We start from the raw sequence: 20887 nt of genomic DNA on the forward strand, positions 1-20887 counted from the left end.
CGTGTTTAGTGGCCGGGGGTGGGTGTCGGTTCGTGTGAGTGTAGGTGCCGTTGACGCGGTCGGTGGGTTGGGGATGTGATGATTCCAGCTTTTCTTTTCTTCCCCCCCGAGATCAACTCTGCGCTGATGTATGGCGGCGCCGGGCCCGGCTCATTGTTTACGGCGGCCTCGGCCTGGCAGGCGCTGGCGGAGGATCTGGCGGCGGCCGCGGCGTCGTTCGAATCGGTTGTGACGGGGGTGGCCGCCGGCCCGTGGACCGGTCCGTCATCGGCGGCGATGGTCGCGGCGGCGACACCCTATCTGCAGTGGCTGATCTCGGCGGCCGGACAAGCCGAGATGGCGGCCGCCCAGGCGACGGCCGCGGCGACGGCATACGAGGCGGCATTCATGGCGACGGTGCCCACCCCGGACGTGCTCGCCAACCGCCTCCGGTTGCTGATGCTCATCGCGACGAACTTCTTCGGTCAGAACACCCCGGCGATCGCGATGACCGAGATCGAGTACATGGAGATGTGGGCCCAGGATGTGGCCGCGATGGTGGGCTATCACATCGGGGCGCAGACGGTGGCGTCGACGCTGCCGGCGTTCAGCGCACCCCCGGTGGGCCTGGGCGGACTGGCGGGGCTCGTGACGGCTCCGCTGAACTGGGCGTCCCAGGCTTTCGGAGCGTTTTCGTCGTTCGGCGCCTCGTTCTTCTCCGAGCTGCAGTCGGTGCTGGGGGCGTTTTTCCCCGGCCTCTCGTCGTTGCTGTCGTCGATGCCGGTGACGACGATGACCGCACTGGCGCCGATCGGGATGTATCCGGCGAGCGCGCTGATGTCGCCGATGATGGTGCTGGCCCACAGTGTGGGGCCCGCGGCGCCGGCGGCGGCCGGTGTCACCACCGTGTCCGCGGAGGTTCCACTCGCCCCCGCGGGCGGCGCCCACGGCCTGCAGTCGCTCGGCGGGTTCGGCGTGGCCACCGCCGGGCTGGGCACCGCGCGGTTCGTGGGCGCGATCACGGTGCCGCCGACCTGGCAGGGGTCGATGCCAATGCCGGCGGTCCTGACGAGTCTGGCGGTGCCGGCGCTGGGGACCCAGCTGCCGACCCCGATCGCGACCGGGGGATCGTCCTCCGCGTCGTCCGCACCGGCCGGGTCCACCCCGGCCGTGGCCATGGCGGTCGACGAGCGGGACACCGAGTCGGACAAGACCGACCGGAGGGGGCGCCGCGGCGGGGAGAACCCGCACGTGGTGCAGTCGCGGCCCAAGGTGGTGCCGCGGACCAAGGGCGGATAGGGGGCCGACGACCGCCATCCGGTTCGGCCATGCGCTTGCTGAAAGCAAATCCCCGTTTTTCGGGTATTTGTCTCGAGTTTGGCTTACGATGTGGCTGCTCGGTGTTAATTGGTTCGGCCACAGCGTCCGAAGATCGGCTGTGGAAGGGGGCAACATGCTTTTGCCTCTTGGTCCGCCGCTACCAGATGACTCGGTGGCCGCGGTTCGGGGTGAGTCGGGGATGCTCGGCGGCTTGTCCGTTCCGCTCAAATGGGGTGTGGCCGTGCCGCCCGACGACTACGACCACTGGGCGCCGAAGCCGGACGTGAGCGCCGACGTTCCGGACCCGTCCGCCGACGCCCCGGCCCCAGCGGCCGTGGTTGCCGACGCCGGCCAATTCGGCGAGTGGAACGAGTGGACGCGGTGGGAAGGCGAAGCCCAACCCCAGTTCGAAATGCCGCGCAGCGGGGGCGTGATCCCGCATTCACCGGCCGCCGGTTGACGGTGGAAGGCAGGACGGGCGGCTCAGAAGCGGCCGCCTCCGCCCATGAAGCCGCCGCCTGAGGAACCGCCGAAGGATGTCGGGCTCCAGCCGCCGAATCCGCCCCGCATACCGCCGCTGAGCACGTTGCCGATGATGATTCCGCCCAGCATCGCGCCCATGTCACCGCCCCCGCCACGGGTGAAGGCCCGCTGAGCCGACTCCACGTCGGCATTGGCCAGCGACTGCGCCTGGGCGGCCAGCGTCGATGCCGCGTTGGCGTGGGAAATCGCCTCGGCCGGGTGCGCCGCCCTCTTGTCGCGCGCGGCTTGCAAGTGCCGTTCGGCTTCGGCGAGCCGGGTGCGGGCCTCCGGGCCGACGCTGCCCCGGCGCGTGTCGATGTAGTCGGAGACCGCCCGCACCCGGGATTCCGCGGTGAACAACGCCTGCTCCAGCGACCGGTTGAGCTGCTCGGCGGCGGCCTGCTCCCGCGCCAGCGTGACCAGCAGCCCGTTGAGATCCGCATCCGCCTTGGCCAACTGCCCGAAGGCGCCCAGCGGGTCGGTGGATGCTCCTGCGCCCGCAGCGTCGACGGCCCGCGCGGCCGCATCGCGCGCCGCGATCAGATCGCCGCTACGCGCGGATTTGGTGGTCTGCGCGTTCTGCAGCAGCTCGTTGGCGCGCTTGATGTCCGCCTGGATGTCGGCCATGGTCGACGGCAGCCGGTCGATGGCGTGCCGAATGTCGGTGGCCGCGTTGTCCACCGCGTCGAGCAGTGCCCGCGCCTGCCCGAGCGCGGACTCGGCGGCACGGACGGCGTCCACCAAACCGGCCTGCCGGCCGCTGACCGCTTCGCCGGCCAGCTCCCGGGCGGTGCCGATGTTGCGGTCGGCGAATGCCAGCCGCTCCTTGGCCGCCGAGGCGTTGCCGGACACCGAAGTCAGTGCGGCGGCGTCGAATTGGTGGTGCAGCTCGGCCAGTCGCTGTTCGGCGGGGTCGATGCGGGCGGTCAGCTCGACGTACTGCTGGGTCAGCGCGTCCAGCCGCGACGGGGCGTTGATCACCAGATCGCGCAGGCTCTCGAAGGCTTCGGTCTGCGACTCCAGCTCGCGGTCGGCGCGTGCGGCGGACACCACGACCCGGGTGAGCGCCTCGCGGCGCTGGTCCGGGGTCTCCGGTGTGCTGTCGTCGAGCTGCTGGCGCACCGTGAACGCTTGGGACAGAGCGGCTTTGGCGTTGTTCACGGCCTGGGTGAACGGCCGGGTCCGCTCTTCGCCGAACTCGGCGACGGCCAGGTCGAGTTCGTTGGCGCTGGTCCGCACGGCGTTGTCGACCTCCACCACCAGCGCCCGGGACAAATCGTCGAGGGCCTGCAACGGCACGGCGGCCAGCGCATCGACGTCGGTGGGGTCGACGCGCCGGGCGGCGGCCAGTTGGGCCGCACGCCGCCGACGGCCGCGATAGCGCATGACCAACAGCAGGGCCGCCACCGCGGCGAGGATGAGCGCCAGCGTGACCAGCAGGGCCACCCGGCCCGACGAGCCCGGCGACGTGTTCAGCCCGTTGGCCGCCGCCACCGCGGCGCCGCTCCAGTCCCCGTTGTGCAGGGCGGGTTCGATTTTGTTGCGCCGCAAGTCATCGACCTGGCGCGCGTTGACGCTCGTGACGGTGGACGGCACCAGGAAGGCGTATGCACGGCTGTTGGTGGCGACGGCCAGCAGGGCGTCATAGCCGCCCAGATCGCTGGACCGCATCGTGCGCTGAGCCCAGCTCACCGCGTCGAGGCCGGAGAAGTCGTCGACGTAGACCACCCACAGCCGGATGTGGCGGTCCGTGTACAGCTTGCCCACCGCGGACGTGACCGCCGCCCGGCCGGGGTCCGTCAGCGCGCCCGCGTTGTCGGTGACGTAGTCCGCGAGCCGGAACGGGGGCTGCGCGCCCGCCGGGGGTGCGACCAGCAGCCCGCCGCCGAAACCGAGCGCGAGGATCGCCCCGATCAGGCCGAGCAGGCGAGCAGTGCGCATGCGCATGAGGCCAATTTAGCGCCGCACGGATGCGGGCAAATAGCCGCGCGCCGGGGCGGTACCACGTCCGGCAATCCCTGGCAGACTGTGCTGCGGTGATTGAGAAGGTGAACACGATTCGGCAAGACCCCTACGACGACTTCGACCGTCAACGGCGGGTGCGCGAGGCGCCGAAGACCGCGGGTCTGCCCGGTACGGAGGGTCAGCACCGTACCGACTTCGCGCGGGACCGGGCCCGGGTGTTGCACAGCGCCGCGCTGCGCCGGCTGGCCGACAAGACCCAGGTGGTCGGGCCCCGCGAAGGGGACACCCCGCGCACCCGGCTGACGCATTCGCTGGAGGTCGCCCAGATCGGGCGCGGCATGGCGGTCGGCCTGGGCTGCGACCTCGACCTGGTCGAGCTGGCGGGGCTGGCGCACGACATCGGCCACCCGCCGTATGGACACAACGGCGAGCGCGCCCTGGACGAGGTCGCAGCCGGCCACGGCGGTTTCGAGGGGAATGCGCAGAACTTCCGCATCCTGACCAGCCTCGAGCCCAAAGTCCTTGACGAACAAGGCAATAGCGCAGGGCTGAACCTGACTCGCGCTTCTTTGGACGCGGTCACCAAGTATCCGTGGTACCGAGGCAAGGGGCGCGGCAAAGAGAAGAGAAAGTTCGGTTTCTACGACGAGGACCGCGAGCCGGCGGACTGGGTGCGGGCCCGCGCGCCGGAAGGCCGGATGTGCCTGGAAGCGCAGGTGATGGACTGGGCCGACGATATCGCCTACTCCGTTCACGACGTCGAGGACGGCGTCGTCTCCCAACGCATCGACCTGCGGGTGCTCGCCGATGAGCACGAGGCGGCCGCGCTGGCCAAACTGGGCGAGAGTGAATTCTTCCGGGTCAGCGCCGACGACTTCATGGCGGCCGCAGGGCGGCTCTCGGCGTTGCCGGTGGTGGCAGCCGTCGGCAAGTACGACGCCACCTTGTCGGCGTCCGTCGCGCTCAAGCGACTGACCAGTGAACTGGTCGGCAGGTTCGCCTCGGCCGCCATCGCCACCACCCGCGCCGCGGCCGGTCCCGGGCCGCTGGTGCGCTACCGGGCCGACCTGCTGGTCCCCGACCTGGTGCGCGCCGAAGTCGCCCTGCTGAAAATCCTTGCGCTGCAGTTCATCATGTCCGACCCGCGCCATCTGGACGCCCAGGCCCTGCAACGCGAACGGATCCACCGGGTGGCGCAATGGCTGCATGCCGGGGCGCCCCACACGCTCGACCCGGTCTTCGCCGCGGCGTTCACCGTCGCGGCCGACGACCGCGCCCGGTTACGGGTCATCGTCGACCAGATCGCCTCGTATACCGAGGGCCGGCTGGAACGCATCGACGCGCGCCAGGCCACCGGTTAGCCGCGGCCCCGGCGCAGGTCATCCCTCGGCGGCGCCGTCGCCGCCGCGGACTAGGCTGCCCGGCATGACCAAATTCAGCGGCATCGCCACCCTCGCGGTGGGGCTTCCCGTCGTCGTCATGACCGCCTGCAGCTCGCCGCAACATGCGAGCACCCAGCCCGGCACCACCCCTCCGGTCAAGAGCGCCCCGCCGGCATCGTCGGGCGAAACGACCACCACGCCGGCGCCCAACGGCGAATCGCTCAGCGCGCAACTGAAGACACCGGACGGGCGGGCAGTCGCCACGGCGACGTTCGACTTCACCGGCGGGTACGTGACCGTCACCGTCAAGACGGTCGCCCCGGGCATCTTGACGCCGGGCTTCCACGGCATGCACGTCCACCAGATCGGCAAGTGCGAGCCGAACTCCGTCGCCCCGACCGGCGGTCCGCCCGGAAACTTCCTGTCGGCAGGCGGTCACTACAACGCGCCCGGCCACACCGGGAAGCCCGAAAGCGGCGACCTGACGTCGCTCGAGGTGCGCCAGGACGGGTCGGCCTACCTGGTGACCACCACCGACGCCTTCACCCGCGACGTCCTGGTGGGCGGCGACGGCAAGGCGTTGATGTTGCACGGTGCCGAATACAGCGACAACGCGATGGACCGGGTGGCGTGCGGCGTCATCGGAACCGGATAGCCGGCCGGCTCGGCGCTCTAGACTGAGCCGATGTCCAGCCCGGCAGGTTCGTGGGGGCGCCAACCGCGCGCGGGGGAGGACGACGCCCGGCCCAGGGGCCGCGGCCGGATCCCCGACCGCGACATCGCCGCCATCCGCGAGCGTGTCCGCATCGACGAAGTCGTCGGCGACTACGTCCAATTGCGGCGCGCCGGAGCCGATTCCCTCAAGGGCCTGTGCCCTTTCCACGACGAGAAATCGCCGTCGTTCCACGTTCGCCCCAACCACGGCCACTTCCACTGCTTCGGCTGCGGGGAAGGCGGCGACGTCTACGCCTTCATCCAGAAGATCGAACACGTCACCTTCGTCGAGGCCGTCGAACTGCTCGCCGACCGGATCGGCCACACGATCAGCTACACCGGCCCGGCGACCAGCGTGCAGCGGGACCGCGGGAGTCGCAGCCGGCTGGTCGCGGCCAACGCGGCCGCGGCGGAGTTCTACGCCGCGGCCCTGGAGTCCGCCGAGGCCGCGCCGGCCCGCCAGTACCTGACCGAGCGGAATTTCGACGCCGAGGCGGCCCGTCGCTTCGGCTGCGGCTTCGCGCCGTCGGGCTGGGACTCACTGACGAAACATCTGGTGCGCAAGGGTTTCGAGTTCAAGGAGCTGGAGGCGGCCGGCCTGTCGCGGCAGGGCCGGCGCGGCCCCATCGACCGCTTCCACCGCCGGCTGCTGTGGCCCATCCGCACCGCGGCCGGCGAGGTGATCGGGTTCGGCGCCCGCCGGCTCTTCGACGACGATCCGATGGAAGCCAAGTACATCAACACGCCCGAGACGCTGCTATACAAGAAGTCGTCGGTGATGTTCGGCATCGATCTGGCCAAGCGCGACATCGCCAAGGGGCACCAGGCCGTCGTCGTCGAGGGCTACACCGACGTGATGGCGATGCATCTGGCCGGCGTCACCACCGCGGTGGCGTCGTGCGGCACCGCGTTCGGCGACGAGCACCTGGCGATGCTGCGGCGACTGATGATGGACGACAGCTTCTTCCGCGGCGAGCTGATCTACGTCTTCGACGGCGACGAGGCCGGGCGGGCGGCCGCACTCAAGGCCTTCGGCGGCGAGCAGAACCTGGCGGGGCAGTCGTTCGTCGCGGTGGCCCCGGACGGCATGGATCCCTGCGACCTGCGGCTGAAATCCGGCGACGGCGCCCTGCGCGACCTGGTGGCGCGGCGTACCCCGTTGTTCGAGTTCGCGATCCGCACGGCGCTCGCCGAGATGGACCTCGACAGCGCCGAGGGCAGGGTCGCGGCGCTGCGCCGCTGCGTGCCGATGGTGGCCCAGATCAAAGACCCGACGCTGCGCGACGAGTACGCCCGCCAGCTGGCCGGCTGGGTCGGCTGGGACGACGTCGCGCAGGTCATCGACCGGGTGCGCAGTCAGGCCAAGCAGTCGCCGGCCGCCGCCCGGGGCGGCGCCGGTGCGAACGCCTCCCGCCGCGCCCCCCAGCCGGCCCGTGCGGCGGCCCCGGCGCGACCGGCCGGCACCCGCCCCGACCCGCGCGACCCTACCCTGCGGCTGCAGCGTGAGGCGCTCAAGTCGGCGCTGCAGTCGCCGGCGCTGGCCGGGCCGGTGTTCGACACGCTGACGGTCGAGAGCTTCACCCACCCCGGCTACGCCGCCGTGCGCGGGGCCATCGAGGCGGCCGGCGGCACGTCGAGCGGCGTCACGGGGGCGCAGTGGATCGACGCGGTGCGCCAGCGGGCCGGGTCGGACCTGACCGCGGGGTTGATCAACGAGCTGGGCGTGGAGGCCATCGAGGTCGACGACGAGAAGCTGCCCCGCTACATCGCCGGCGTGCTGGCCCGGCTGCAGGAAGTGTGGATGGGCCACCAGATCGCCGAGGTCAAGTCCAAGCTGCAGCGCATGTCGCCGATCGAGCAGGGCGACGAGTACCACGCGCTGTTCGGCGACCTGGTCGCGATGGAGGCCTACCGGCGCAGCCTGCTGGAGCAGGCTAGCGGCGACGATCTGACGATGTGAGGGCCTCGTCGGCGGCTCGGCCGCCGTCGCGCTCCATGATGGCCGTCCGATCGTCGATCTCGGCGACTGTCACGAACCCGGTGTCCGGGGAGATCCGGTTCGCGACCTTGCGGCGCCCCCCGTCGATCACCGACTTGGCCACGGGACTGCTGGTCAGCGCCCGATAGGTGCCGACGATCTGCTCGTATCGGCGGCGCCCCGCCTTCGAGCCCAGCACATACCCCAGCCCAAGCACCACGACATATCGGATCAAAACGTTCCTCCCGACTAGCGACGGTTCCATCCTGCCTCACCCGGACGGGTGCGTGCGCGCCCGATCCGTCCCGGCGTCTAGTTGGGTCCGGTTGTGCCAGTACGCTAGAGTCGTCCCGCGATCGTGTTGATCCCCTGTAGCTCAATTGGCAGAGCGTTCGGCTGTTAACCGATAGGTTCCTGGTTCGAGTCCAGGCGGGGGAGCAAGGCCGAGAACTAGTCGTATTCCGGGGTCCACACGGTGTCGAGCACGGCTTGGCGGGGGTCGGGGTGCGTCCGGGTGGCCACCCCATCGGCGACAGCGGCGCCATAAACGGCCTCGGCGACCTGTGTCGAGATGGCGCGCAAGTCCCGCATATCGGGCAGCAGCGAATCCCCGGTGGCTGACGGGCTAGCTTGTCGCACAATGGCTTTCGCCGCCGCCTGCAGCATCCCGCGGGTCACCAGCCGGGCGCCGGCGACGATGATGCCCAGCCCGATCCCGGGGAACACCAGCACGTTGTTGGCCTGGCCGACGGTGTAGGTGGTGCCGTCGTACTCGATCGGCGCGACGGGGGTTCCCGTGGTGATCAGCGCCTTGCCGTCGGACCACTGCAACAGGTCGGCGGGCACCGCCTCCATGCGTGAGGTCGGGTTGGACAACGGAAAGATCATCGGGTGCTCACAGGAGGCGACCATGGCCCGTACGACCTTCTCGGTGAAGGCGCCGAACACGGCCGAGGAGCCCAGCAGGACGGTGGGGGAGGCGAGCTTGATCGCGTCGACCAATCCCACCCGGTCCCCCCGGCCCACGCCCAGCCGGGCGCGGTTCTTGGCGTAGGGCGCCTGGAAGTCCCGCAGATCGTCCATGTCGTCGAACAGCAGGCCCTGCTTGTCGATCGGCCAGATCTGCGCCGCGGCCTGCTCGACGGTGGCGCCGTCGGAGACCATCGCGTCGCGGATCTGGTCGGCCACCCCGATCCCGGCGGTCCCGGCCCCGAAGACGACCACGTTCTGGTCGCGCATCGGCACACCGGTGACGTGGCATCCGCCGTACACGGCCGCGACCACCACCGCGCCGGTGCCCTGGATGTCGTCGTTGAACACGCAGTACTTGTCGCCGTACGCGTGCAGGATCCGGCGGGCGTTCAGGGGCCCGAAGTCCTCGAAATGCAGGATCGCCTTCGGGAACAGCCGGTGCGCGGTCTCGATGTAGCGATCGACGAAGGCGTCGTATTCGGCGCCGCGGCGCCGGGCGTGACGATTGCCCAGGTAGAACGGGTCCTGCAGGAGCTGCTCGTTGTCGGTGCCGACGTCCAGCGAGACCGCGATGCAGCGGCGCGGATCGATGCCGGCCCCGGCGGTGTACAGCGATAGCTTGCCCACCGCGATCTGGATGCCGCCCACGCCCCAGTCGCCGATGCCCAGAATCGCCTCGGCGTCGGTGCACACGATGAGGTCGACGTCGCCGGGTTCCAGCCCGAAGGTCGCGAAGGCCGCCTCGATGTCGTCGGGCTCGTCAATGCTCAGGAACAGCCCCCGCTGCCCGCGGTATTCGTCGGAGAACCGTTGAATGGCCTCGCCGACGGTGGGCGTGTAGACCACCGGCATCAGCTCGGGCAGATGGTCTTCGAGCACCTTGTAGTAGAGCAGTTCATGGCGGTAATGCAGCTGTTCCAGCAGCAGATTGCGGCCCAGATCGGTTGCCAGGCTTTGCAATTGATGCCATACCCGGTCGGCCTGTTCGTCGAGCGTGAGCACCGCCGAGGGCAGTCGTCCGGTCAGCCCCAACTGCCGCCGCTGCTCGTGGGTGAAGCCGACTCCCCGGTTCAGGCTCGGCGCGGCCAGCGCCGGCGGGATCCGCGGCGCGTGGGCGTCGCTCATCGCAATCTCCGTCCCCTACTTGGCCCTCCGGCCAACCGTAGCGTCGATCGCGGTGAACGCATCTTGAAGAGCGTCTGAAGCGCGGGCGGGGCCCGTCAAGCCAACAGCGGCTGCAGCGCCTGACGCAACTCCGCGGCCTTGGGCACGCCGGCGCTGCGGTATCGCTGCCGGCCCCCGGCGTCGAAGATGAACGTGGTCGGCAGCGACAGCACCGAAAGCCGTTTGGCGGCCGCGGGGTGGGCGTCGATGTCGACCTCGAGATGTGACACGTCGGGCAGATCCGTGCACACCTGCTCGACCACGCGGCGTACCGACGCGCAGGGACCACACCAGGCGGCAGTGAAGTGCACGACCGTCGGACCCACCTCGGACAAGCCGAGGTCCGCTGCGTCCTGCGGCGCGCCCGGCGCGGTCTCGCGCAGGATCCCCGAGCGTCGATTGACCAGCACGCCAGCCGCGCTGGCGGCTCCCAGGGTTGCGATCAGCGCCGTCACGACGACCACCACAGTGCTCACTTGGTCCCTCAGATCGAGAAGTCTTCGCCGTGCCACACCCCGGCTTCGGGTGGCCGGATGGCACTCGCGGATTGTTGCCCGTCGTTGGCGGCCTCCAGCTTGGCGACCCGGGTCAGCAGGGACTGCAGACTGACGCCGACGAGGTCGGGCATCATCGAGTCGTCCGGGCTGCTCCGGCCGTGCCTGCTGATCACCTGCCCGGGGACCCCGATGACCACGGCGCTGGACGGAACCTCTTTGACGACGACGGCGTTGGCGCCGATCCGGCTGTCGTCGCCGACTTTGATCGCGCCGAGCACCTTTGCGCCGGCCCCGATGACGACCCGGTCACCGATCGTCGGGTGGCGTTTGCCGGTATCCCGGCCGCTGCCGCCCAGGGTGACGCCGTGGTAGAGCGTGACGTCCTCGCCGACCTCCGCCGTTTCCCCGATCACGACGCCGGTCGCGTGGTCGATGAACAGGCCCGGGCCCAGGACGGCGCCGGGGTGGACCTCCACGCCGGTCAGGATGCGGGTCAGCTCCCCGAGCGTGCGGGCGGCCAGCCGCGCACCGCGAAGCCACAGCCAGTGGTTGATTCGATGCGCCCAGATGGCGTGCACGCCCGGATAGGCGAAGATCACCTCCAGCGTGGTGGGCCGGGCCGGGTCACGCTCCCTGGCCACCCGGATGTCACGTCGTATCGTCGCCAGCATGGCTATCCCGCCAGGTCGGCGAAGAGCGGCGTGCTCAGATACCGCTCGCCGAAGCTGGGCAGCAGGACCACGACGAGTTTGCCGGCGTTCTCCGGGCGACGGGCCACCTCGAGCGCGGCCACCACGGCCGCGCCCGAGGAGATGCCGACCAGCAGCCCCTCCTCCCGCGCCAACCGACGGGCCATTTCCAGCGACTCTTCGTTTCCGACCGTGATGACTTCGTCAACCAGATCCATATCGAGCACCGGCGGCACGAATCCGGCTCCGATGCCCTGGATGGGGTGGGGTCCCTTCTGCCCTCCGGACAGGACGGCCGAGGCGGCGGGTTCCACGGCCACGATCTGCGCCGACGGTTTGCGTTCCTTGACCACCTGGGCGACACCGGTGATGGTGCCGCCGGTGCCGACCCCGGCGACGAAGAAGTCGACCCTGCCGTCGGTGTCTCGCCATATCTCTTCGGCCGTGGTCGTGCGGTGGATCGCCGGATTGGCCGGGTTTTCGAACTGCTGCGGGATGAAGTACCGCTGGTCGTTCTTCGCCAACTGTTCCGCCTTGGCGATGGCACCCGCCATGCCGTCGGCGCCCGGCGTCAGCACGATCTCAGCACCGAAGGCGCGCAACAACATTCGGCGTTCGGTGCTCATGGTGTCCGGCATCGTCAGTACGCACCGGTAGCCCCGGGCCGCGCACACCATCGCCAGCGCGATGCCGGTGTTCCCGCTCGTCGGTTCCAGGATGATCGTGTCGGGTTTGATCAGGCCCGCTTGTTCGGCCGCGTCGAGCATGGCCACCCCGATGCGGTCCTTGACGCTGTTGGCCGGGTTGAAGAATTCCAGCTTGGCGACGACGTCGGCCACAGCGCCTTCGGTGACCCGGTTCAGCCGGACCAGCGGCGTATTGCCGATCAGTTGCGTGACGTTCTCTGCGATGCTCATCCGTCTTCCTCAGGCGATGTCAGTACAAGCTTCGTCGGCCCGCCGGGCGATGTCGAATTCGATGGCGGCGCGGTGACACGTGGATAACATGGTCATCGGTGGGTTGACTTCCTGGGATTGACTATCGCGCGTGGGCGGCCACGGGGTGTTACCTGTGCCGGCGCCCGCAAACCGGGATGAGCGCGAGGATTTCTGCGGCGTCAGGAATCAACAACAACGACAACAACAGCGCACGGTGCGGCGGCGCGTAATGGTGAGGCACGGCTGTGTGGCCTGTTGCATAGGCCCCACTATAGGACATCCGCGGATTTCGCCGTCTGCCTCGTCGTTTGCCGAAGCTCTCGCGGTCCAGCGCGGTCAGGTTGGCAGACCGTATTTCTCCGCATCGGCCCGGTACCGGTCGACCCACTCGTCGGAGCGGTGGTCGGCCTGACGCTCGAGCACCGGTTCGGGCGCCAGCCGCGGATCGAGCCCCAACGCCTCCAGGATGGCCGCCACCACTTGAGTCAGGTTGCGCCACAACACCGGATACGAAATCTCCATCGGCTTGACGTCTTCTTCGACGAACCAATTTCGCCAGCCCTCGTTCTGGGCGCGGAGCATCGTGACGACGTGCGCGATCGCGCCGGGGTGATAGGTGGCGCGAGCATCGCGAACGGGGTCGGGCTGCCCCCGCCACACCCGCGTCTGCACCGCCCGCCAGAACGAGACCGCCTGTGAAACGACGTCGGGCCGATGCACATAGATGAAGAGCGGCTCCTCGCCCACGACGTCCGTGATCGCCGCCAGCAGGCCGTCACCGCTGCGATTCGGCAGGTTCTTCGCGCGCTTCAACAACAGCGGCGTCTGATTCCACATCAGCTTGCCGCCCCATATCCCGTTCGGAGTCCTCCCGACCGTGCGGATGTAGTCGCGCCAGATCTCGGCGGGGGCGAGGTCCGGAGTCCCCGCGTCGAGCGGGTCGAGCAGGCGCAGGATGGACTCGTCCTCCACGCCTGCGAACCACTCGCGTGGCTGTGGGGCCTGGCTGGTGGCCGGCAGGTACTGGAAGAACTCCTGCGGCTCGCCGGCCACGCCGGTCGCGCGCAGCGACTCGACCAGCAGCGTGCTGCCGCTGCGTTGCGATGCCAACACCAGGTATGACGACGGATGATCGGCCACGTGGCCAGCGTATCCGGCCGGAATTACTTTCGCAGATAATGTTTTACGCTCGCGCCGAAGTCGGCCGCAGGCGTGAGCTCTTTTCCCGAAGCGCGCGGCGCGCGCGGCTAGGGGTGTTCGTCGCGGGCGTTTTCGTCGCAAACGCACTGGTGAGCACCCGACGGCAACCAGCGCCGAAGCTGCGTGCCGCGCTTGCGCATCAGGTGCTGCCGGTAGACCTTGTCGCGCTGCTGCGGGGAGAACGCCAGGTCCAAATTGATCGGCAACCCGGCCCAGTCGACCTGGTCACCGTCGCCGCCCGCGGCCGCCCGCCGCAGGCGGCACCGCAGCGGGCAGACGGCCTGCCCGGTGTCCTCGAGGGGCCCATCGAAGTCCAGAGCCACGCGTACGTCCCTCCTCGGCGCCACCAATGACTGAATGGTGCAGCGAGGTTGTTTCAGCGACAGGCGCGCGACGTTTCCGTCGTATTACGAGCCGGGTGGGGTCGCGGGCCTAGTACACGTCGCGGTGATAGCGCTTCTCGGCGCTCAACGAGCGGACGTACTCCTTCGCGCCGTCGGGATCGAGGCTGCCGTGCTCGGCCGCGATTTCGCAGAGCGCGCGGTCGACGTCCTTGGCCATGGGGTCCGCGGTGCCGCAAACGTACAGTTGCGCCCCGTCCTGCAGCCAGTGCCACAGCTGGGCGCCGCGCTGACGCATCAGGTGCTGCACGTACACCTTCTCGCGCTGGTCCCGCGAGAAGGCGAGGTCCAGCTCGGTGAGGAACCCGTCGCTGCGCATCTGCTCGAGCTCGTCGCGGTAGTAGTAGTCGGTGGCGGCGTGCTGTTCGCCGAAGAACAGCCAGTTGGGGCCGGTGTGGCCGAGCGCACGACGCTCCTGCAGGAAGCCGCGGAACGGGGCGATCCCGGTGCCCGGACCGACCATGATCATCGGGGTGTCGGGATCGCTGGGCGGCCGGAAGTTGCTCGATGGCTGCAGATAGACGGCGACCCGGTCGCCGGGGGAGCGGTCGGCCAGATACGTCGAACACACCCCGCGGCGCGGGACACCCTGGAAGTTGTAGCGCACCGGCGACACCGTCAGATGGACCTCGCCGGGGTGCTCCTTGGGGCTCGACGAGATCGAGTACAGCCGCGGCTGAAGGCGTTTGAGGACCCGCACCCATTCGTGGGCCGACGCCGAGACCGGCAGCCGCGCCAGCAGGTCGATGGATTGGCGGCCCCAGGCCCAATCGCTCAGGGCGGCTTTGTTGTCCGGCTTGAGCAGTTCGGCGAGCTTCGGGTCGCCGGTGCGCTCCTGCACGAAGCGCACCAGGTCCCGGCCGATGTGGGCGATCTCCAGGCGTTCGGTCAGCGCGGAGCGCAACGACATCAGGCCATGTTCGCCGACCTCGACCGGGGTCTGCCCGTCCAGTCCGGTGACCGACAGCCATTCGTCGACCAGTTGGTCGCTGTTGCGTGGCCACACCCCGAGCGCGTCGCCGGCCTCGTAGGTGACGGTTTCTTCCGGCAGGTCGAAAACCAGCTGCCGCACGTCTTTCGCGGATTCCGGCCGGCTCAGCACGGTGTTGCGGACCACGCCGGTGATCAGCGGGCGTTTCTTGCTGTAGGTGCCCGCTCCCGGCCGGGCGGCCCGGGATGGCGGCGCGACCGTGGACGTCGCGCGTGCCGGCGCGTGCTGATCGCGGCCGACCGGTGCGGCCGCGCTTGCCAGCGCCTGCACCACCTCGCCCAGCCACTTGGCCGCGGTGTCCTCGTAGTCGGGCTCGCAATCGGCCCGGTCGGCGATGCGGGTCGCGCCCAGTTCGGCGAGGCGCGCGTCGAGGCGGCGTCCGTGGCCGCAGAAATCGTCGTAGTTCGAGTCGCCGAGGGCGAGCACGGCATACCGGGTGTTGGTCAGTTCGGCAGCGCCGTCCGCCGTCACCGCCCGCCAGAAGCCGGCTCCGTTGTCCGGCGGTTCGCCGTCACCGGTCGTGCTGGTGATCAGCAGCAGCTCCCGCGTCGTGGCGAGCTCGGCCACCGGGAAGTCGTCCATCGCGTGCAGCGCGACCGGCAATTCGGCGTCGCTCAGCCGCGCGGCGACGTCGGCGGCCAGCTCTTCGGCGTTGCCGGTCTGCGACGCCCATAACACCACGACGGGCGCCCGTCGGGCGGGCTCGGTGCCGGGGTGCTTGTTCGTGGGTCCCTTGACCGCCGGCGCCGGTCGGGGCGCGTCGTCGCGCGAGAACAGGCCCGCGAGCAGACCATCCACCCACAGCCGGGTGCCGGAGTCGAAGGGAGCGCTCTGGGGCAGGGTCGGCACCCCCGCCGTGCGTCGACCGGCGTCCGACCGGAGTGCGGTCAACATCCCGGCCAGGTAGGAGCGGCCGTGTTCGTCGAATTCCGGCACGGGTGTGGTTGTGACACCGAGCAAGTCGGCCAGGGCATCGACCCGTGACACGCTGATTTCGGTGACCTCCGTGTGCGCGGGTTGTGATGCGTCGGCGTCCGCCGCCGGTTTGGCGGCCGGATCCGCCGCGGAGACAGCGACTTTCGCCAACGTGACGGCGCATGCTTTGAATTCCGGTTGGTTCGAGATGGGATCCACCGCGTCGTTGGTGACCGCGTTGATCGCCAGGTACTCGCCGAACACGTCGTTCCAGTGGAAGGGGGCGAAGCAGTTGCCGGGGCGCACCCGGTCGCTGATCGCGGCCGGCAGCACGGCGCGGCCGCGCCGGGAAGCGATTTCCACCGCGTCGCCGTCGGCGATCTGCAGTCGTGCGGCATCCTCGGGGTGGATTTCCACGAACGGGCCGGGATTGAGCTTGTTGAGCTTGGCGACCTTGCCTGTCTTGGTCATCGTGTGCCACTGGTGCGGCAGGCGGCCGGTGTTCAGTAGGAACGGGTAGTCGTTGTCCGGCATCTCTTCCGGTGGCAGATGCGGACGCGCGAAGAACACCGCGCGACCGTTCTCGGTGGGGAACGCCAGGCGGGGTGCGCTGCCGTCCTCGCGGACCAGCCTGGCCTGACTGACCCCGTCGTTGAGGTACCGGATGGGGTTGCGGTCGCTCGGGCCCTCCGGTGCGCACGGCCATTGCAGCGGGCCCCGGCGCAGCCGGTCGTAGCTGACCCCGCGCAGGTCGTAGCCCGTCTTCGGGTTGGAGAATCGCTTGATCTCTTCGAAGACTTCCTCGGCGGAGCCGTAGCTGAACGCGTCCGAAAAGCCCATCTCGCAGGCGATCCGGGCGATGATCTGCCAGTCGGGCAGCGCATCGCCCGGCGCCGCGCCGGCCGGCTGGAACAGCGTCATGTTGCGCTCGGAATTGACCATCACGCCATCGGTCTCCGACCACAGGGCCGCCGGCAGCAGCACGTCGGCGTATTCGTTGGTCTCGGTCTGCAGGAAGGCGTCCTGGGTGATGACCAATTCGGCGCGCTCCAGGCCGGCCAGCACCGTTCTCCGGTTGGCCACGGAGGCAACGGGATTGGTGCAGACGACCCAGCACGCCTTGATGTCGCCGTCGGCCATGCGGGAGAACATGTCGATGGTGCCGGTGCCGACGTCGGTGCGAAGCGTTCCGCGGGCAAGGCCCCACTGGTCCTCGGTGAAGGCCCGGTCGTCCGCCGACACGACGGAGCGCTGACCGGGCAATCCCGGCCCCATGTAACCCATTTCGCGACCGCCCATCGCGTTGGGCTGGCCGGTCAGCGAGAAGGGACCGCTGCCGGGTTTGCAGATCGCGCCGGTGGCCAGGTGCAGGTTGCACAGGGCGTTGGTGTTCCAGGTGCCGTGGGTGCTCTGGTTGAGGCCCATGGTCCAGCAGCTCACGAAGTTCCCGGCTTCGCCGATCATGCGGGCCGCGGCGCGGATGTCGGCCTCGGGGATCCCGGTGATCTCGCTGACCGTGCCCGGGGCGTACTCCTTGAGGAAGTCGGGCATCGCCTCCCACCCGTCGGTGAACTCGGCGATGAATTCGGGATCGGTGTGCCCGTTTTCGACGATCAGGTGCAGGAGCCCGTTGAGCAGTGCGAGATCCGAACCGGGGGCGATCTGAAGGAACAGGTCGGCCTTGTCCGCGGTCGCGGTGCGGCGCGGGTCGACGACGATCAGTTTCGCCCCGGCCTTGACGCGATCCATCATCCGCAGGAACAGGATGGGATGGCAGTCGGCCATGTTGGCGCCGATGACGAAGAAGACGTCGGCGTGTTCGAAGTCCTGGTACGAGCCGGGCGGGCCGTCGGCGCCCAGCGAGAGCTTGTAGCCCGAACCGGCGCTGGCCATGCACAGTCGCGAGTTGGACTCGATCTGGTTGGTGCCGATGAAGCCCTTGGTCAGCTTGTTCGCCAGATACTGCGCCTCGATCGACATCTGGCCCGACACGTACATGGCGAAGGAATCCGGGCCGTGCGCATCGATGATCGCTCGTAACCGGTTCGCGCACTGGGCGATCGCACCGTCCATGTCCACGGCCTCGATGGGTTCGCCGCGGTCGGCGCGCACGTATGCCGATTCCATCCGGCCGGGCGCATCCAGCATGTCCGACGTGGTGGCGCCTTTGGTGCACAACCGGCCGAAGTTAGCCGGATGTTGTTTGTCCCCAACCGACTTCGCGATGTGACGCCGGCCGCTCTCGGGGTCGGTTGTGACCTGCAACACCATTCCGCAGCCCACGCCGCAGTACGCGCACACGGTGTTCACGGCATCGTTGACGGACGCCATGGACTCCCTGGTCACGCACTTGCCTCCTTATGAGCGCAATGGGCTTACGGTGAATGGTGCGACGAGCATGTTTCGGCACCGGGTATCCGGAGTTTCCCCCGGTTTACGGCTTCCTCTCACCGGCCAATGCGTGGCCGTGAAGTTTAGGAAAAGCCGGGAACCCCCAGGTCAGCACGGGTCATCATCGACCCGCTGACTGCGCTCTAGGCTACCGGGGCGGATCGCGGCTTTAGCTGTCAGAACGGCGTCTCCGACCAAACAAACGGCACATTCACAGCCTTCGCTAAGCTCACCGCGTGCGTCGGCTGATGGTGATCCTCTTGGTCCTGCTGGCCTCCGGTTGCGGCGGTAACCACGCCGGTGCGCCACCGGCGCCGGCCGACAAATGCAAGGACTCCGACGGGCCGGCGCCCGACACCGTGCAGCGGGCCATCGCGGCGGTTCCCATCACCGTCCCGGGCACGACGTGGGTGGAAATCGCTCGCGGACATGCCAAGAAGTGCCGTCTGTACTGGGTGCAGATCATCCCGACCATTGCCGGCGAATCCACCGGCCAGCAGCTGCTGTTCTTCGACCACAACACGCCGCTGGGTACGGCGACCCCAAACCCGAAGCCGTACATCACCGTGCTGCCGCCCTCCGACGACACCGTTGCGGTTCAGTACCAATGGTTGAAAGGCAACGATCAGCCGTGTTGCCCCAGCGGCATCGGCACGGTGAAGTTCGCGATCGGCCCGGACGGCAAACTGCAAGCGCTCGGCAAGATCCCGAATCAATGATCCACACGGCCCACGCGCGTGGGGCCCGCGCGACCGCCGGGGCTTCCCGTCGCCGCCGGCGCGGAAGACGGCCTCACCCGCACCCCGGCGACCCGGTGGGGCGTTCACGACCACCGGCTACATGCGCACGGCCGCAACGGAAGACGGCACAGCCGGGCCGGGAGATGCTCGGCGGGCAGACCGTCAGCCCGTGACCGCGTCCGCCAAGTTCTCCGGGTGCAGCATCTCGGCATAGCGCAGCTGCTCGGGGATCCCGAAGCCGTCGACGAGCGTTTGCGCGTGCGGGCGCAGCGCGCGGCACCGGTCGTTGATACCCCGGGTGACGGCCTTGGCCCGCTCGGTGGACAGGTACCGATGCTCGATGTACCAGGCTTTGTCGTCCTCGATCACCGACAGCGCGTACAGGTCGCACACGATGCCCAGCAGCTCCCGGGCCTCCTCGTGCGGGCAGGCGTCGATGCCGGCGACGAACGCTTCGAGTATCACCCGGTCGATGTGCGCGGCCGCGGCGTGCAGCACGTGGTCCTGCACCGCGTTGAACGCGGCGAACTCCGACATCTCCTTGGACTTGGCCTGCAGCCGGCGAGCGACGGACGCGATCAGATACTCCTCCCGGTCCTCGAACATCTTGATCTGCGTGCCGCGGTTGAACAGGCTGCCCTCTTCCTCGCTGTCCTGCCGGGCGTCGACGATGGTTTGGATGATCGTCTCTGCCGCAGTGCGTTTCACGACGCGCTCGCCGACGGTGTTGGCGGCGAACCGGACCCATTCGACGGGGCTCATGCTGCGGATGTCGTCGGCGTAGGCCGTCAGCAGTTCCTTGGCCACCAGCTGCGTCAGGACGTGGTTGTCGCCCTCGAAGGTGGTGAACACGTCGGTGTCGCCGCGCAGGGCGACCAGCCGGTTCTCGGCCATGTAGCCCGCGCCGCCGCAAGCCTCCCGGGCCTCCTGGATCGCCCGCGACGCGTGCCAGGTGTTGGCCGCCTTCAAGCCGGCGGCGCGCGACTCCAACTCGCGCTGCTCGTCGGCGTCGACGGCGTCGGCGGTCTGGATGTCGTGACACTTACTGACCAGCTCGTTCTGCGCGAACTGCAGCGCGTAGGACTTGGCGATCAACGGGAACAGCCGCCGCTGATGCACCAGGTAGTCCATGATCAACACCTCGGACTCGTCGTCCGGCGCGCTGAATTGCCTGCGCTGCAAGGCGTATCGCGTGGCGATGTCCAATGCGACGCGACCGGCGGCGCCCGCGCTGCCGCCCACCGTGATCCGCCCGCGCACCAACGTGCCCAGCATGGTGAAGAACCGGCGGTTGGGGTTCTCGATCGGCGAGCTGTAGGTGCCGTCCGGCGCCACGTCGCCGTATTTGTTCAGCAGGTTCACCCGCGGGACCCGGACGTGGTCGAAGACGATGCGGCCGTTGTCGACGCCGGGCAGGCCGCCCTTGTACTCGCAGTCCGACGTCGTCACCCCGGGCAGGTCGTTGCCGTCGGCGTCGCGGATCGGCACCAGCAGGCAGTGCACGCCGTGGCCGACCGGCTCGCCGTTCTCGGTCGTGATCAGTTGCGCGAATACCGCTGCCATGGTGGCGGTTTCGGCCGCCCCGCCGATGTAGTCCTTCCGGGCCGTCGGCGTGGGGGAGTCGATGACGAACTCCTCCGTGGCGGGGTCATAGGTCGCGGTGGTCTCCAGCGACTGCACGTCGCTGCCGTGTCCGGTCTCGGTCATCGCGAAGCAGCCGCGCAATTCCAGGCTGATGATCTTCTTCACGTACGCCTCGTGGTGGCGTTCGGTGCCGAGGTTCTCCACCGCCCCGCCGAACAGCCCCCACTGAACGCCGGCCTTCACCATCAACGACAGATCCGACATCGCCAGCATCTCGATCATCGTGATCGCGGCGCCGATGTCACCGGTGCCGCCGTGCTCCTTGCGGAAGTTGTCGGCGGCGGCACCGAACGCGGCCATGATCCTCATCTGCTCGGCCACCTTGGTGCGCGCGATCACCGTGTTCGGGGTGTAGTGCGGCCGGAAGAGGTCCTCGCTCATGGTGGACCGCAGCTGGTTCTTGACGTCGCGCCACCGCCCGTCGAGGGCGTTGCGCAGTTGCTCGGCAATGGTTGTGCTATCTGGCGCCATAAACCGACCGTATC

16 protein-coding genes and 1 tRNA gene are annotated in these 20887 nt (G+C 69.1%); 7 read left to right on the forward strand and 10 right to left on the reverse strand.

Annotation, left to right across the window (positions count from 1 at the left end; translation table 11 throughout):
* Positions 1-78: 78 nt before the first annotated feature.
* Positions 79-1278 (forward strand): PPE family protein, encoded by a 1200-nt coding sequence (locus U8D42_RS05785; protein ID WP_322858924.1) that lies wholly within the window; start codon positions 79-81, stop codon positions 1276-1278.
* Between the two features lie 154 nt (positions 1279-1432).
* Positions 1433-1759 (forward strand): hypothetical protein, encoded by a 327-nt coding sequence (locus tag U8D42_RS05790; protein ID WP_431523824.1) that lies wholly within the window; start codon positions 1433-1435, stop codon positions 1757-1759.
* 23 nt (positions 1760-1782) lie between these two features.
* Here the strand turns inward: U8D42_RS05790 and U8D42_RS05795 are convergent, their stop codons facing one another.
* The gene (locus U8D42_RS05795; protein WP_322859459.1) at positions 1783-3762 is read right to left on the reverse strand and encodes a TPM domain-containing protein; all 1980 of its coding nucleotides are present in this window, start codon (positions 3760-3762) and stop codon (positions 1783-1785) included.
* A 95-nt stretch (positions 3763-3857) separates the two neighbouring features.
* Between U8D42_RS05795 and U8D42_RS05800 the strand changes: the two genes are divergently transcribed.
* The 3 genes from U8D42_RS05800 (at position 3858) to dnaG (ending at position 7842) form a co-directional block, all read left to right on the forward strand.
* Positions 3858-5147 carry a deoxyguanosinetriphosphate triphosphohydrolase gene (locus tag U8D42_RS05800; RefSeq protein WP_322858923.1) on the forward strand — a complete coding sequence of 430 codons (1290 nt, stop codon included), beginning with the start codon at positions 3858-3860 and terminating at the stop codon, positions 5145-5147.
* 64 nt (positions 5148-5211) lie between these two features.
* Complete coding sequence (sodC, locus tag U8D42_RS05805) at positions 5212-5823, forward strand: superoxide dismutase[Cu-Zn] (RefSeq protein WP_322858922.1); 612 nt, start codon at positions 5212-5214, stop codon at positions 5821-5823.
* 30 nt (positions 5824-5853) lie between these two features.
* Positions 5854-7842, forward strand: coding sequence for a DNA primase (dnaG, locus tag U8D42_RS05810; protein ID WP_322858921.1), 1989 nt, complete (start codon positions 5854-5856; stop codon positions 7840-7842).
* Here the strand turns inward: dnaG and U8D42_RS05815 are convergent.
* Positions 7817-8095: a hypothetical protein gene (locus tag U8D42_RS05815; RefSeq protein ID WP_085240335.1), complete on the reverse strand. Its 279-nt coding sequence runs from the start codon at positions 8093-8095 to the stop codon at positions 7817-7819. The two genes, dnaG and U8D42_RS05815, sit on opposite strands and share 26 nt — an antisense overlap.
* Positions 8096-8225: 130 nt before the next feature.
* On the opposite strand from U8D42_RS05815, the gene U8D42_RS05820 reads away from it, so the two are divergent.
* Positions 8226-8298 (forward strand) — tRNA-Asn (locus U8D42_RS05820).
* A gap of 12 nt (positions 8299-8310) precedes the next feature.
* Here the strand turns inward: U8D42_RS05820 and U8D42_RS05825 are convergent.
* The 7 genes from U8D42_RS05825 to U8D42_RS05855 all read right to left on the reverse strand — a co-directional run bounded on the left by U8D42_RS05825 (position 8311) and on the right by U8D42_RS05855 (position 17958).
* Positions 8311-9957, reverse strand: coding sequence for an NAD-dependent malic enzyme (locus tag U8D42_RS05825; RefSeq protein ID WP_322858920.1), 1647 nt, complete (start codon positions 9955-9957; stop codon positions 8311-8313).
* A 95-nt stretch (positions 9958-10052) separates the two neighbouring features.
* Positions 10053-10472 carry a thioredoxin family protein gene (locus U8D42_RS05830; RefSeq protein WP_322858919.1) on the reverse strand — a complete coding sequence of 140 codons (420 nt, stop codon included), beginning with the start codon at positions 10470-10472 and terminating at the stop codon, positions 10053-10055.
* A gap of 8 nt (positions 10473-10480) precedes the next feature.
* Positions 10481-11164 carry a serine O-acetyltransferase gene (gene cysE / locus U8D42_RS05835; RefSeq protein WP_322858918.1) on the reverse strand — a complete coding sequence of 228 codons (684 nt, stop codon included), beginning with the start codon at positions 11162-11164 and terminating at the stop codon, positions 10481-10483.
* Positions 11165-11166: 2 nt separating this feature from the next.
* Positions 11167-12099 (reverse strand): cysteine synthase A, encoded by a 933-nt coding sequence (cysK, locus tag U8D42_RS05840; protein WP_322858917.1) that lies wholly within the window; start codon positions 12097-12099, stop codon positions 11167-11169.
* A 357-nt stretch (positions 12100-12456) separates the two neighbouring features.
* The gene (gene stf0 / locus U8D42_RS05845) at positions 12457-13260 is read right to left on the reverse strand and encodes a trehalose 2-sulfotransferase (protein WP_322858916.1); all 804 of its coding nucleotides are present in this window, start codon (positions 13258-13260) and stop codon (positions 12457-12459) included.
* A 107-nt stretch (positions 13261-13367) separates the two neighbouring features.
* On the reverse strand, positions 13368-13643 hold the full coding sequence (locus U8D42_RS05850) for a hypothetical protein (protein ID WP_431523825.1): 276 nt from the start codon (positions 13641-13643) through the stop codon (positions 13368-13370).
* Between the two features lie 109 nt (positions 13644-13752).
* The gene (locus U8D42_RS05855) at positions 13753-17958 is read right to left on the reverse strand and encodes a bifunctional nitrate reductase/sulfite reductase flavoprotein subunit alpha (protein WP_322859457.1); all 4206 of its coding nucleotides are present in this window, start codon (positions 17956-17958) and stop codon (positions 13753-13755) included.
* A 311-nt stretch (positions 17959-18269) separates the two neighbouring features.
* On the opposite strand from U8D42_RS05855, the gene U8D42_RS05860 reads away from it, so the two are divergent.
* Positions 18270-18737: an LppP/LprE family lipoprotein gene (locus U8D42_RS05860; protein WP_322859456.1), complete on the forward strand. Its 468-nt coding sequence runs from the start codon at positions 18270-18272 to the stop codon at positions 18735-18737.
* A 183-nt stretch (positions 18738-18920) separates the two neighbouring features.
* On the opposite strand, the gene U8D42_RS05865 is transcribed toward U8D42_RS05860, so the two are convergent.
* Entirely contained in the window at positions 18921-20873 is a 1953-nt protein-coding gene (locus tag U8D42_RS05865; protein ID WP_322858915.1) for an acyl-CoA dehydrogenase, read from the reverse strand.
* Positions 20874-20887: the final 14 nt, after the last annotated feature.

Origin of the sequence: Mycobacterium europaeum (genome assembly GCF_034555895.2) — a bacterium.
Lineage (GTDB): Bacteria > Actinomycetota > Actinomycetes > Mycobacteriales > Mycobacteriaceae > Mycobacterium > Mycobacterium europaeum.

Excerpts from the sequence above, each read along its gene's own strand:
- cysK (WP_322858917.1), bottom strand. The coding sequence starts at position 12,099 with ATGAGCATCGCAGAGAACGTCACGCAACTGATCGGCAATACGCCGCTG.
- U8D42_RS05795 (WP_322859459.1), bottom strand. The coding sequence starts at position 3,762 with ATGCGCACTGCTCGCCTGCTCGGCCTGATCGGGGCGATCCTCGCGCTC.
- cysE (WP_322858918.1), bottom strand. The coding sequence starts at position 11,164 with ATGCTGGCGACGATACGACGTGACATCCGGGTGGCCAGGGAGCGTGAC.
- U8D42_RS05825 (WP_322858920.1), bottom strand. The coding sequence starts at position 9,957 with ATGAGCGACGCCCACGCGCCGCGGATCCCGCCGGCGCTGGCCGCGCCG.
- dnaG (WP_322858921.1), top strand. The coding sequence starts at position 5,854 with ATGTCCAGCCCGGCAGGTTCGTGGGGGCGCCAACCGCGCGCGGGGGAG.
- U8D42_RS05865 (WP_322858915.1), bottom strand. The coding sequence starts at position 20,873 with ATGGCGCCAGATAGCACAACCATTGCCGAGCAACTGCGCAACGCCCTC.
- sodC (WP_322858922.1), top strand. The coding sequence starts at position 5,212 with ATGACCAAATTCAGCGGCATCGCCACCCTCGCGGTGGGGCTTCCCGTC.
- U8D42_RS05785 (WP_322858924.1), top strand. The coding sequence starts at position 79 with ATGATTCCAGCTTTTCTTTTCTTCCCCCCCGAGATCAACTCTGCGCTG.
- U8D42_RS05790 (WP_431523824.1), top strand. The coding sequence starts at position 1,433 with ATGCTTTTGCCTCTTGGTCCGCCGCTACCAGATGACTCGGTGGCCGCG.
- U8D42_RS05855 (WP_322859457.1), bottom strand. The coding sequence starts at position 17,958 with ATGGCGTCCGTCAACGATGCCGTGAACACCGTGTGCGCGTACTGCGGC.